Source organism: Amycolatopsis sp. CA-126428, assembly GCF_002904335.1.
In the GTDB taxonomy this organism is placed as follows: domain Bacteria; phylum Actinomycetota; class Actinomycetes; order Mycobacteriales; family Pseudonocardiaceae; genus Amycolatopsis.
In genome coordinates this window covers 334468-347237 of record NZ_PPHF01000074.1, presented here as the reverse complement: position 1 = coordinate 347237, position 12770 = coordinate 334468, and the positions used below count along the sequence as shown (strand labels likewise).

10 protein-coding genes are annotated in these 12770 nt (G+C 72.1%); 4 read left to right on the top strand and 6 right to left on the bottom strand.

The genetic code is table 11. The features are described from left to right. Positions 1-25: 25 nt before the first annotated feature. Positions 26-1471 (bottom strand): argininosuccinate synthase, encoded by a 1446-nt coding sequence (argG, locus tag C2L58_RS20000; RefSeq protein WP_103339106.1) that lies wholly within the window; start codon positions 1469-1471, stop codon positions 26-28. 91 nt (positions 1472-1562) lie between these two features. Between argG and C2L58_RS19995 the strand changes: the two genes are divergently transcribed. After that, positions 1563-2435 carry an aminoglycoside phosphotransferase family protein gene (locus C2L58_RS19995; RefSeq protein ID WP_103339105.1) on the top strand — a complete coding sequence of 291 codons (873 nt, stop codon included), beginning with the start codon at positions 1563-1565 and terminating at the stop codon, positions 2433-2435. Between the two features lie 10 nt (positions 2436-2445). On the opposite strand, the gene glpD is transcribed toward C2L58_RS19995, so the two are convergent. Genes glpD through C2L58_RS19980 form a run of 3 tightly spaced genes read right to left on the bottom strand, consistent with a single transcriptional unit; the run spans position 2446 to position 6502 of the window. After that, positions 2446-4134 carry a glycerol-3-phosphate dehydrogenase gene (gene glpD / locus C2L58_RS19990; RefSeq protein WP_103339104.1) on the bottom strand — a complete coding sequence of 563 codons (1689 nt, stop codon included), beginning with the start codon at positions 4132-4134 and terminating at the stop codon, positions 2446-2448. Positions 4135-4151: 17 nt separating this feature from the next. Next, positions 4152-5666, bottom strand: coding sequence for a glycerol kinase GlpK (gene glpK / locus C2L58_RS19985; RefSeq protein WP_103339103.1), 1515 nt, complete (start codon positions 5664-5666; stop codon positions 4152-4154). Between the two features lie 14 nt (positions 5667-5680). After that, positions 5681-6502: an MIP/aquaporin family protein gene (locus C2L58_RS19980; RefSeq protein WP_103339102.1), complete on the bottom strand. Its 822-nt coding sequence runs from the start codon at positions 6500-6502 to the stop codon at positions 5681-5683. Between the two features lie 153 nt (positions 6503-6655). On the opposite strand from C2L58_RS19980, the gene C2L58_RS19975 reads away from it, so the two are divergent. The 3 genes from C2L58_RS19975 (at position 6656) to C2L58_RS19965 (ending at position 10994) form a co-directional block, all read left to right on the top strand. Beyond that, entirely contained in the window at positions 6656-7423 is a 768-nt protein-coding gene (locus C2L58_RS19975; protein ID WP_103339101.1) for an IclR family transcriptional regulator, read from the top strand. A gap of 301 nt (positions 7424-7724) precedes the next feature. Beyond that, a complete protein-coding gene (gene glpK / locus C2L58_RS19970) occupies positions 7725-9674 on the top strand; it encodes a glycerol kinase GlpK (protein WP_103339100.1) in 1950 nt (649 codons plus the stop codon). 96 nt (positions 9675-9770) lie between these two features. Further along, entirely contained in the window at positions 9771-10994 is a 1224-nt protein-coding gene (locus C2L58_RS19965) for a cytochrome P450 (RefSeq protein WP_103339099.1), read from the top strand. A 39-nt stretch (positions 10995-11033) separates the two neighbouring features. On the opposite strand, the gene C2L58_RS19960 is transcribed toward C2L58_RS19965, so the two are convergent. After that, positions 11034-11444, bottom strand: coding sequence for a VOC family protein (locus C2L58_RS19960; protein ID WP_103339098.1), 411 nt, complete (start codon positions 11442-11444; stop codon positions 11034-11036). A gap of 247 nt (positions 11445-11691) precedes the next feature. After that, positions 11692-12525: a substrate-binding domain-containing protein gene (locus C2L58_RS19955; protein ID WP_103339097.1), complete on the bottom strand. Its 834-nt coding sequence runs from the start codon at positions 12523-12525 to the stop codon at positions 11692-11694. Between the last annotated feature and the right edge of the window lie 245 nt (positions 12526-12770).

Genomic DNA, 12770 nt, shown 5'->3' with positions numbered 1-12770 from the left:
GTGGTGGCCTTCGGGTCGTGCGCGATCAGTCCGTGCCGAACTCCATCGCGGCGTTGTCGAGCAGCTCGACGTCGTCGGTCTTGCCGCGCGAGGCGATCACCTCGGCGCCGCCCTCGGGCATCGCGCCGATCAGGCCGGTCGACGCGGCTTGGGCGGCGCCGATCAGCTTCGGGTTCGAGCCGCCGACCATGCCGAGGCTCGCGTACTGCTCCAGCTTCGCCCGCGAGTCGGCGATGTCCAGGTTGCGCATGGTCAGCTGGCCGATCCGGTCGACCGGGCCGAACGCCGAGTCCTCGGTCCGCTCCATCGACAGCTTGTCCGGGTGGTAGCTGAACGCCGGGCCGGTCGTGTCGATGATCGAGTAGTCCTCGCCGCGGCGCAGCCGCAGGGTGACCTCGCCGGTGATCGCGGTGCCGACCCAGCGCTGCAGCGACTCGCGCAGCATCATCGCCTGCGGGTCCAGCCAGCGGCCCTCGTACATCAGCCGGCCGAGCTGCCGCCCGTGGTTGTGGTAGCTGGCGAGGGTGTCTTCGTTGTGGATGGCGTTGACGAGCCGCTCGTAGGCCGCGTGCAGCAGCGCCATGCCCGGCGCTTCGTAGATGCCGCGGCTCTTGGCCTCGATGATCCGGTTCTCGATCTGGTCGGACATGCCGAGCCCGTGCCGGCCGCCGATGGCGTTGGCCTCGAGGACGAGGTCGACGGCGGTGGCGAACTCCTTGCCGTTGATCGTCACCGGCCGGCCCTGCTCGAAGCCGACCGTGACGTCCTCGGCCGGGATCTCGACCTCGGGGTCCCAGAACGCCACGCCCATGATCGGCTTGACGATCTCGATGCCGGTGTCCAGGTGCTCCAGCGACTTGGCCTCGTGCGTGGCGCCCCAGATGTTGGCGTCGGTCGAGTAGGCCTTTTCGGTGCTGTCGCGGTAGGGCAGGTCGTGCGCGAGCAGCCACTCGGACATCTCCTTGCGGCCGCCGAGCTCGGTCACGAAGTCCGCGTCGAGCCACGGCTTGTAGATGCGCAGGGAGGGGTTGGCCAGCAGGCCGTACCGGTAGAACCGCTCGATGTCGTTGCCCTTGTAGGTGGAGCCGTCGCCCCAGATCTGGACGTCGTCCTCGAGCATCGCGCGCACCAGCAGCGTGCCGGTGACCGCGCGGCCGAGCGGGGTGGTGTTGAAGTAGCTGCGGCCGCCGGTGCGGATGTGGAACGCGCCGCACGTCAGCGCCGCGAGCCCCTCCTCGACCAGGGCTTCCCTGCAGTCGACCAGCCGGGCGATCTCGGCGCCGTACTGGCCGGCGCGCCCGGGCACCGAATCGATGTCGGGCTCGTCGTACTGGCCGATGTCGGCGGTGTAGGTGCAGGGGACCGCGCCTTTGTCGCGCATCCACGCGACCGCTACGGAAGTGTCGAGGCCACCGGAGAAGGCGATACCGACACGCTCGCCGACGGGCAGGGAAGTGAGCACCTTGGACATGCGAATGATTATGCACGGTGATGCATCGTCGTGCAATCCGGGGTGCTCCGGCGCACGAAAACCCCGTTGACGTGCGTGGTTCGGTGCTCACATGGGCCGCATGCACGCCGACGAGCACGCCATCGACACCACGCTCGTGGCGCGGCTGGTGCGCCGGCAGTTCCCGGAGTGGGCGCACCTGCCGGTCACTCCCCTGGCCTCCGGCGGCACGGTCAACGCGGTGTACCGCCTCGGTGACGGCCTGACGGTCCGGCTCCCCCTGACGGCGGGCGGCGCCGGTGACATCGCGAAGGAAGCACGGGTCCTCCCCGCGCTCGGCGGGCTGCCGGTGGCGGTCCCGGCCGTCGTCGCGGTCGGCGAACCCGCCGAGGGGTACCCGTGGCCGTGGGCGGTGCATCGGTGGCTCGACGGCGCACCGGCCCTCGAGGGCCACGCGGCCCGGGGCCTGGCGGAGTTCGTCCTCGCGCTCCGGGCGAACCAGGCGGCCGGTCCGCCGGCGCGCCGCGGGCGGCCGCTGTCCACGGTGGATACCGCCACTCGCGAGGCGATCGACGAGCTGGCGCGCACCGGCGAGCCGTTCGCCCCGGACGCTGCCCTCGCCGCCTGGACCGAGGCGCTCGACGCTCCACAGTGGACGGGGCCGCCGTGCTGGGTGCACGGCGACCTGATGCCGAGCAACCTCCTGCTGCGCGACGGCCGGCTGACCGGGGTCCTCGACTGGGCGACCGCGGGCCTCGGCGACCCGGCGGCCGACCTGATCCCCGCGTGGAACCTGCTGACCGCGGACACCCGGCGCACTTTCCGCGACGCCGTGGCCCCCGACGACGCCACCTGGGCCCGCGGCCGGGGCCGGGCGTTGTCGATGGCGGTGATCCAGCTGCCGTACTACCGGCACACGAACGCGGTCATCTCGGCCAACGCCCGTTACGTGCTCACGGAGCTGGAGTGTGTCCCAGCCCCGTGAGCACGCCGGTTCAGCTCGGCAGCAGCGCCGGCGCCGCGAGGCGGGTGGCGTTCGCCGCCGCGTCGTCCGGGGCTTCCTGGGCCGACCGCTCCGCCTCCACCCGGGCCAGGTAGTTGGCCACCTCGCGGTCGGTCCGGTGCGCGTCCCAGCCCAGCAGCGGGGCGATCAGCCCCGCCACGACGGGCGCCGCCGCGACACCGCGGTCGCGCTCCTCGATCGAGATGCGCGTCCGCCGCGTGAGCACGTCCTCCAGGTGCAACGCGCCCTCGTGGGAGACCGCGTAGACGGCCTCCACGCGGAGGTACTCCGAGGTCTCCGTGATCGGCTCCCCGAGCGAAGGCTCCTCCTCGATCAGCTCCAGGAGGTTCCAGATCCGCGTGCCGTACCGCTGCAGCAGGTGCTCGACGCGGGTCAGCGGCAGTCCCGCCTTCGCGGCCACGCCGAACCGGTCCGCCCACAGCTCGTGGTAGCCCTCGGCACCGGCGATCGGGAGCCGGTCGGTCCACGACGGCGGGGCCGGGCGGCCGAGCTCCTCGACCGCGACGTCGACCGCGTCCGCGGCCATCACCCGGTACGTCGTGTACTTGCCGCCGGCCACGATGACCAGGCCCGGCACCGGGTGCGCCACCGCGTGCTCCCGCGACAGCTTCGTCGTCGCGGCCGCCTTCGCCGCCAGCAGCGGGCGGAGCCCGGCGTAGACGCCTTCGATGTCGTCGTGCGTCACGGGGGTGCGCAGGACGGCGTTGAGGTGCTCGAGCACGTAGTCGACGTCCGCGCGGCTCGCCGCCGGGTGCTCGCGGTCGAGGTCCCACTCGGTGTCGGTGGTGCCGACGATCCAGTGCCGTCCCCACGGGATGACGAACAGCACGCTCTTCTCGGTGCGCAGGATCAGCCCGGTGTCCAGGTCGATCTTTTCGCGCGGCACCACGAGGTGGATGCCCTTCGACGCGCGGACGGTGAACGGCGCGGGGATCCCGGCCGCCTCCGCCATGTCGTCGCTCCACACGCCCGTCGCGGCGACCACGGTGCGAGCGCGGATCTCGAATTCGATCCCGCTCTCGCGGTCCACGACTTTCGCCCCGACGACCCGCTCGCCGTCGCGAAGCAGCGAAGTGACGCGAGCCCGGGTGAGCACCGAGGCGCCCTGCTCGGCGGCCGTCCGCGCGATCGTCATCGTGTGGCGGGCGTCGTCGACCTGGGCGTCGTAGTACTGGATCGCCCCGACCAGCGCGTCGTCCGCGAGCGCCGGGGCCACCTTGAAGGCGCCCCGCTTGGACAGGTGCCGATGCCGCGGCAGCGCGCGGGCGCCGCCGAGGGTGTCGTACAGCGTGACGCCGGCGCCGATGTAGCCGCGCTCCCACACCCGGTGCTGCAGCGGGACCAGGAACTTGACCGGCCGCACCAGGTGCGGGGCCAGCGTCTGCAGCAGCAGGCCACGCTCCTTCAGGGCTTCGCGCACCAGCTTGAAGTCCAGCTGCTCCAGGTAGCGCAGGCCGCCGTGGATCAGCTTGGACGACCGGCTGGACGTGCCGGCGGCGAAGTCGCGGGCCTCGACCAGCGCGGTCGACAGCCCCCGGGACGCGGCGTCGAGCGCGACGCCGGCCCCGGTCACGCCCCCGCCGACGACGAGCACGTCGACCTCTTCGTTCACCAGCTTCCGCAACGTTTCCGCGCGGTACTGCGGGGAAAGCGGGGTCACGGTGTTCCTCCTCTTGCTCACTGCACGTCGACCCAGTCGAGCGTGCGGCCGACGGCTTTCTGCCAGCCCGCGTAGCCCTCGGCGCGCTGTTCGTCGCTCCAGGACGGCGTCCAGCGCTTGTCCTCGTTCCAGTTCTGCTCGAGCTCGTCGGTCGACTTCCAGAACCCGACGGCCAGCCCGGCCGCGTAGGCGGCGCCGAGCGCGGTGGTCTCGGCGACGACCGGCTTCGACACCGGCACGCCGAGGATGTCCGCCTGCAGCTGCATGCACAGCTCGTTGGCCGTGACGCCGCCGTCCACCCGCAGCACGTCGAGCGTGACGCCGGAGTCGTTCTGCATCGCCTCGACGACGTCGCGGGTCTGGTAGCAGATCGCCTCCAGGGTCGCCCGCGCGATGTGGGCGTTGGTCGTGGCGCGGGTGAGGCCGACGATCGCGCCGCGGGCGTCGGAGCGCCAGTACGGGGCGAACAGGCCGGAGAACGCCGGGACGAAGTAGACGCCGCCGTTGTCCTCGACCTGGCGGGCCAGGCTCTCGCTCTGCGCCGCGCCGCTGATGATGCCCAGCTGGTCGCGCAGCCACTGCACCGCGGACCCGGTGACGGCGATCGAGCCTTCCAGCGCGTAGACGGGCTTCTCGTCCCCGAACTGGTAGCACAGCGTCGTCAGCAGGCCGTGCTGGGAGCGCACCAGCTCCTGGCCGGTGTTGAGCAGCAGGAAGTTGCCGGTGCCGTAGGTGTTCTTGGCCTCGCCGGGCCGGAAGCACACCTGGCCGACGGTGGCCGCCTGCTGGTCGCCGAGGACGCCGGTGATGGCGACCTCGCCGCCGAGCGGGCCGCCGGTGCGGGTGGTGCCGAAGCCCGGGTTCGACGACGGCCGGATCGCCGGGAGCATCTGCCGCGGGACGTTGAAGAACGACAACAGCTCGTCGTCCCAGTCCAGGGTTTCGAGGTCCATCAGCATGGTGCGGGAGGCGTTGGTCGGGTCGGTGACGTGGACGCCGCCGTCCGGGCCGCCGGTGAGGTTCCAGATCAGCCACGAGTCGGTGGTGCCGAAGAGCGCGTCACCCTTCTCGGCGTCCTCGCGCACGCCTTCGACGTTCTCGAGGATCCACTGCAGCTTGCCGCCGGAGAAGTAGGTGGCGGGCGGCAGGCCGGCCTTGCGGCGGATGACGTCGCCCTTGCCCTCGCGTTCGAGCGCGGAGGCGATCCGGTCGGTGCGGGTGTCCTGCCAGACGATGGCGTTGTGGTACGGCCGGCCGGTGCGGCGGTTCCACACGACGGTGGTCTCGCGCTGGTTGGTGATGCCGAGCGCGGCCAGGTCGCCCACGGTCAGGTTCGCCTTGTTCAGCGCGGTCGCGATGACCGAGCGGGTGCGTTCCCAGATCTCGGTGGCGTCGTGCTCGACCCAGCCCGGCCGGGGCAGGATCTGCTCGTGCTCGAGCTGGTGGCGGGCGATCTCGTTGCCGCCGTGGTCGAAGATCATGAAGCGGGTGCTGGTGGTGCCCTGGTCTACGGCGCCGACGAAGTCCGGCATGGTCGTGCTCCTACTCAGTTGGCGGGCTCGAAGTCCTTGGCGGGCATGGCGTCCAGCGGGTCCCCGGCGGGCAGGTGCCGCTCGATCAGGTACTTGTAGATCGCGCCGCCGACGACCGCGCCGATGACCGGCGCCACGATCGGGATCCACCAGTACGGGAAGCCGTATTGGTCGGTGAACGCCGTGTCGTAGCCGGTCAGCCAGGAGGCCAGGCGGGGGCCGAAGTCGCGGGCGGGGTTGATCGCGTACCCGGCGTTCGTGCCCCAGGCCATGCCGATGGCGACGACGAGGAAGCCGACGACGACCGGGGCCAGGTTCGCGCCCGGCGAGGTGTTGCGGAGGTCGGTGATGGCGAAGATCACCAGGACGAGGATCGCGGTGCCGATGATCTGGTCGCGGAAGGCTCCCCAGTCACCCACCGGGAGCGTGCCGTTACCCGGAAGGGTGGAAAACACGCCCTGGGTCTTGATCGTCAGGCCCGGGTCCTTGGCGTTGAGGACCTCGGTGTAGTTCCACCGCACCAGCATCGCGGCCAGGAACGCGCCGGCCGTCTGGGCCAGGGCGTAGGGGGCGACCTTGCGCCACTCGAAGCCCTTGAACACCGCCAGGGCGATGGTCACGGCCGGGTTCAGGTGCGCGCCGCTGATCCGCGAAGCGACGTAAACACCGAGCGTCACGCCGAGGCCCCAGGCCCAGGCGATGCTGTCGTGGTCCCCGATGCCCGCGGCGACGACCTGCGCCACCACGCCACACCCGAACAGGATGAGGATCATCGTTCCCACGAACTCGGCGGCCATCTCGCCGCCGAGTCCGCGGGCCTTGAGGCTTCGCACCATTGCTTTCCTCCACAAAGGACCTTGTCCCCCTACTGGTGGAGTGAAGTTAAGTTCGCATTTCAGGGCGGTCAACGGACAGCGGTCGGCATTGTCGAACGGCCGGAGTGGATGTTCGACATTGTCGAATCGGGGCCGGTCAGGTTAGGGTGCGCCGTGCCCGGTCCGATCCAGTCCATCGAGCGCGCCGCCGCGATCCTGCGGTTGCTGGCGCGCGGCTCGGGGCGTCTGGGCGTCGGCGAGATCGCCGACGCGCTCGAACTGGCGAAGGGCACCGCGCACGGGATCCTGCGCACGTTGCAGGGCGTCGGGTTCGTCGAGCAGGACCGCGACACGGGCAAGTACCAGCTGGGCGCCGCGCTGCTGCACCTGGGCACGAGCTACCTCGACGTCAACGAGCTGCGTTCCCGGGCGATCAACTGGGCCGACGCCCTGGCCGCGCGCAGCGGCGAGGCGGTCCGGATCGGCGCGCCCCTGGAGGGCCGGGTGCTGGTCGTGCACCACGTGTTCCGGCCGGACGACAGCCTGCAGACCCTCGACGTCGGCACGCTGCTGCCGCTGCACGCGACCGCGCTGGGCAAGGTCCTGCTGGCCTACGACACGACGCTCGTGGCATCGTTGCGCACCGGCGAACCGGAGGCCTACACCCGCCGGACCCTGGTCACCCAGACCGCGATCAAGCGGGCGTGCGCCAAGGTCCGCGAGGCGGGCTGGGCCGCGGAGAACGGCGAGATGATCTCGGGCGAGGCCGGCATCGCGGCCCCGATCCGCGGCCACGGCGGCATCGTGGTCGGCGCGCTCGGCGTGTCCGGCGCGGTGGAGCGGATCTGCGAGCCGGACGGCAGCCCGAGCACCCGGCTGCTGGGCCACGTCCGCGACGCGGCGCGCGCGGTTTCGCGGGACCTGGGAGCGTCCCGATGGTGAGGGAGGTGGCGAGCGTGGCCCGCCCACGGCACACCCGGCACCCCGTGAGCCCGGCCGGTGTCCGGCTCCGGCCGCCGGTGCCCTTTTGGGCCGGCGCCGCTCGGCCGCCGCTTCCTCGGCCCATGGCCGACCCGGCCGGACAGCTTCCCTCGCCGGGCCTCACCGCCCGCCCTCAGCTCCCGCCACCCATGCCCCACCCGGCCACCACCGGCCCGGTTTCCGGCCGCGCCGCCCAGCCCGGCTCCCCCGCGCACCACCGCGAGCTGGTACCAGGCGTTCCCGATCCGATGGAGGTGAGCACGTGGTCCAGCGGTACGTGATGTCCATCGACCAGGGCACCACCTCCACCCGGTGCATCCTGTTCGACGCCCGCGGCCGGCTCGTCTCGGTCGTCCAGCGGGAACACCAGCAGCACTTCCCCCGGCCCGGCTGGGTCGAGCACGACGCCACCGAGATCTGGCGGAACCTCTCCCGGATCGTCCCGCAGGCGCTCGCGGACGCCGGGGCGAGCGCCGAGCAGGTCGTCGGGCTCGGGATCGCCAACCAGCGGGAAACCACCGTCCTGTGGGACCGGCGGACCGGCAACCCGGTCGGGCGGGCGATCGTCTGGCAGGACACCCGCACCGACGCCATGCTCGAACAGCTCGCCCGCGAACCGGGCGCCGACCGCGTGCGGCAGCTGTGCGGCCTGCCCCTGGCCACGTACTTCTCCGCGCCGCGCATCCGCTGGCTGCTCGAACGCACCCCCGGGCTGCGCGAGCGCGCCGAACGCGGGGACGTCCTCTTCGGCACCATCGAGAGCTGGCTGATCTGGAACCTCACCGGCGGCGCCGAGGGCGGCGTGCACGTCACCGACGTCACCAACGCCTCGCGCACCATGCTGATGAACCTGCGCACGCTCAACTGGGACGACGAGCTCCTCGAGTTCTTCGACGTCCCGCGCGCGATGCTGCCGGAGATCCGGTCCTCGACCGAGGTCTACGGCACCACTTCGCGGGTCGTCCCCGGCATCCGGATCGCCGCGGCGCTCGGCGACCAGCAGGCGGCGCTGTTCGGCCAGACCTGCTTCGCGCCCGGCGAGGCCAAGTGCACCTACGGCACCGGCAGCTTCCTGCTGCTCAACACCGGCCCGACGCCGGTGCTGTCGACCCACGGCATGCTCACCACCGTCGGGTTCAAGATCGGCGACGAGCCCGCGGTGTACGCCCTCGAAGGCTCGATCGCCGTCACCGGGTCGCTGGTGCAGTGGTTCCGGGACGGCCTCGAGCTGATCGGCAGCGCGCCCGAGATCGAGACGCTGGCCAGGACGGTCGAGGACAACGGCGGCTGCTACATCGTGCCCGCGTTCTCCGGCCTGTTCGCGCCGCACTGGCACAGCGAGGCGCGCGGCGTGATCGCCGGGCTGACGTCGTACATCACGAAGGGCCACCTGGCGCGGGCGGTGCTGGAGGCGACCGGCTGGCAGACCCGCGAAGTCGTCGACGCGATGAACGCCGACTCCGGGCTGGCGCTTTCGACGTTGAAGGTCGACGGCGGGATGACCGCGGACAACCTGCTGATGCAGTGCATCGCCGACGTCCTCGACGTGCCGGTGGTGCGTCCGATGGTGGCGGAGACGGTCTCGCTCGGCGCGGCTTACGCGGCGGGGCTGTCCGTCGGGTACTGGCCGGACCTGGAAGGGTTGCGGCGCAACTGGCACCGGGCCGGCCAGTGGCTGCCGGCGATGGACCCGGCCCGCCGCGACTCCGAGTACGCGCACTGGCGGCAGGCGGTGGAGCTCACGTTCGGCTGGATGCGCCCGGCCCCGGCCGCGGCGGCGCCCGGTTCGGACCTGGTCGAGGTGCTGCTGGCCGACCACCGCCGGTTCGAGCAGCTGCTGCGCGACCTGCGCAACGCCGAAGCCGACCGGCCCGCGCTGGTGGCGGAGCTGGCGGCGTTGCTGGTCGCCCACACGACGGCGACCGAGCGGATCGTCCGCCCGGGCGCGCCGGGCGAACCGTTCGCCGACGACCTGCTCGCCGTCCTGGAGGGCGACGACTTCGAAAAGGCGTTGCTGCGCCTGGAGAACGCCGTGGACGCGCACGTCCGCGGCGAGGAACGCGGGCTGCTGAACGAGCTGCGGCGGAGTATGTCCACTTCGGACCGGACGGGACTGGGCCGGGCGTTCGTCGCCGAGCGCCGCCGCCAGCTCGACCTGGACTGCGGTGCGGCGGAGCACATCCGCGGCCTGGGCGACCGGCTGAAGCTCTGACACTGCCATCCGGGTGAAGCCGGGCCCGAACCCTCCTCCGGCACCGGCGCCCGGGAGAAGACTGCGGGCACCGATTCGCCACTGGAGGGAGCACTCGTGTCCGCAGCCGCCGACCAGGCCTTGCTGTCCCTGTCCACCCCGGCCGGGCTCGCCGATCCGTACCCGGTCTACGCGCGGCTCCGCGCGGAGACACCGGTCTTCCGCAGCGAAGTCTTCGGCGGCTGGGTGCTCAGCCGGTTCGCGGACTGCCAGCAGGTGCTCGCCGACGGCGAGACCTTCCGGGTGCTCGACGCCCAGTGGCGCGACCAGCACCAGCCGGGCTGGCGCGACAATCCCGCGATGACGTTGCTGGCCGCGCTCCTGCCGTGGAAGAACCCGCCGGAGCACACGCGCGAGCGCCGCCTGCTCGTCCGCGACTTCACCGTCCGGCGCGTCCAGGAACTGGAGCCCGCCGTCCGCCGGGCCACCGACCGGGTGCTGGACGGCTTCGCCGACGCCACGGCGGACGGGGCCGCGGCGGAGTTCGTCGGCACGGTCCTCTACCCGCTCGGGATGGCCGTGATCGGTGACCTGGTCGGCGTGCCCGAAGCCGACCACGACCGGCTTCGCCGCCTCACCGACCTGATCGGCCGGCAGGTCAACCCCGCGATGCCGGCCGAGCTCCGCGCCGAGGTCGACGCGGCCGCCGTCGAATTCCGGGCCTACTTCACGGAGCTGATCGCCCTGCGGCGGGCGGAGCCGCGTGCCGACCTGACGTCCGCGCTGCTGGCCCGGCCCACCGCCGAGGTGGAGCTGATGTCGGAGGAGGAGGTCCTCAACGCCCTCATCGTGTTGTTCGGCGGCGGCTACGAGACCACCGCCGGCGCGCTGGGCAACGGGATTCACGCGCTGCTGACCCACCCGGAGCAGTTCGCCCTGCTCGCCGGCGATCCGGGGCTGGCGGCCGGCGCGGCCGAGGAGGTGCTGCGGTGGGACGGCGCCGCCCAGATGAGCCAGCGCGTGGCCGCCCGCCCGGCGGTGCTCGACGGCCGGGAGATCCCGGCGGACGACGTGGTCGTGATCCTCACCGGCGCGGCGAACCGGGATCCCGCCCGCTTCGCGGACCCGGACCGCTTCGAGATCACCCGCGACGGTGGCCGCGGGCTGTTCTTCGGGCACGGCCTGCACCTCTGCCTCGGCGCGGCCTTGGCGCGCCTCGAGATGACCGTGCTGCTCGAACAGCTGGGAAAGCGGTTTCCGTCGCTGCGGATCGGCGGCGAGGTGCAGCGCCGCCCCAACCCGGCGCTGCGCGGGATGGCCGCCCTGCCGCTGACCCGGTGAGCCGTGGGAGGCGCCCGGTGATCACCGCCCTGTCATGCGCTACGGACGGACGTAAGGCCGGGTCATGACCTCCATGTTGTGACCGTCCGGGTCGTCGAAATAGGCGCCGCGCCCACCGAACAGGTCGTTCACCCGGCCGGGTTCGGTGTGGCGAGGGTCCGCGTAGTAGGTGACCCCGACCGCCTCCAGACGGGCGATCACGGCGTCGAACTGCTCGTCGGGCACGAGGAAGGCGTAGTGCTGCGCCTGGATCGGCTCGTCCCTCTTCTCGTAGTAGTCGAGCGTCACGCCGTTGCCGAGGTCGACCGGCAGGAACGGCCCGAACGGAGCGCCGACTTCCAGGCCCAGGATCGCGGCGATGAACTCGGCGGAGAGGGAACGGTCGCTCGCGTAGACAGCCGTGTGGTTCAGCTGGACGCCGGCAGGGGGGTATGGCTGGTGGTAGGACATGAGTGGGGTGTCTCCGGTCTTGGGATCCGTGGGAAAGACACCCTAGGCGGGCGCCGGGAGCTGAAGACGCGGAGAAGGCGGCGGGCCCCTGGCCCGCCTCGGGCTCACGCCGAGGCCGGGAAACTCACTCGTGCATGGCTCAAGGCCGACCCGGCAGTCACGCGACCGACCTTAGTGATCACCGCGGGCGAGGGCAACATCGTTTCCCGGCCGCAGCTCGAAGCGTCGTCCCAGCTGAGCACACGGGCTAAACGCCCTTGAGGCAGCGGCTGCTCTCCCGCACCACCAGCTCGGCCTCGACCGTTCCCCACGCCGGTACCGCCACGCCGTCGATGCGGGCCGCCAGGGTGGCCAGCGTGTGACGGCCCGCCGCCAGGTGGTCCTGGCGGACCGTCGTCAACGGCGGGGCGAAGTACGCCGCCTCGGGGACGTCGTCGAAGCCGACGACGTGGGCGTCGCGCGGGACTCGCATGCCCGCCTGCGCGAACGCCGCCACCAGCCCCAGTGCCATGTGGTCGTTCGCCGAAAACACCGCGCCCACCCCGGATTCGACCGCCAGGGACTGGCCGGCGCGGAAACCCGAGCGGGCGGACCAGTCGCCGCGGACCACCGGGGGGACCTCCGCTCCGTGGCGTTCGAGGGTCTCGCGCCAGCCGCGTTCGCGGGCGCGGGCCACCGGTCCTTCCTCCGGGCCGCCGAGGTGCCAGACCGTCGGGTGGCCGAGTTGCAGGAGGTGCTCGGTGGCCTGGCGCGCCCCCGCGTACTGGTCGGTGGACGCCGCGGGCACCAGCGGGATGCCGGCGACCGGGGCCAGCTCGGCGAGGAGGTGCCCGTCGAGCACCACGATCCCGGCCACCCCCTGCAGCTGCAGGCCGGCCACCGCGGCCAGCACCGCCGCGCCGCTGTTGATCGAGACGCTGAAGACGCTCAGCACGTAGGCCTGCTCGCGGGCGGCCGCGCGCAGGCCGTGCAACACCGGGCCCGACGCCGACGCCCCGGTCGCGATCACCCCGAGCGTGCCCCGCCGCTGGAGGGCCCGCGCGCGGAGCGGGCCGTCGGGACCTGCGTCGTCCACGGGCATGCGTCGATGTTAGCGATCACACCGATAGACGTGAACTTTGTTCACCTTCCATAAATAACGAAAAGATAACGGCGGAATCGTGGCTTGAACCGGCCCCGTTCCGCGGCCGTTCCCCCCAATGCCGGAACCAGTGACACCGGGCGGGTCCCCCGATACCCGCGACCCGGTGCCGCTCCCCGGGTTCCGCGCGTCTCCAGCCCGGGCACGCAGGCTCTCTTCAGCGTGCCCGGAAAACCGAACGAGGT

Bases quoted from the DNA above. Each gene is read 5' to 3' on its own strand.
- C2L58_RS19995 (WP_103339105.1), top strand. From the start codon at position 1,563: ATGGGCCGCATGCACGCCGACGAGCACGCCATCGACACCACGCTCGTG.
- glpK (WP_103339103.1), bottom strand. From the start codon at position 5,666: ATGCCGGACTTCGTCGGCGCCGTAGACCAGGGCACCACCAGCACCCGC.
- C2L58_RS19980 (WP_103339102.1), bottom strand. From the start codon at position 6,502: ATGGTGCGAAGCCTCAAGGCCCGCGGACTCGGCGGCGAGATGGCCGCC.
- C2L58_RS19955 (WP_103339097.1), bottom strand. From the start codon at position 12,525: ATGCCCGTGGACGACGCAGGTCCCGACGGCCCGCTCCGCGCGCGGGCC.
- C2L58_RS19960 (WP_103339098.1), bottom strand. From the start codon at position 11,444: ATGTCCTACCACCAGCCATACCCCCCTGCCGGCGTCCAGCTGAACCAC.
- argG (WP_103339106.1), bottom strand. From the start codon at position 1,471: ATGTCCAAGGTGCTCACTTCCCTGCCCGTCGGCGAGCGTGTCGGTATC.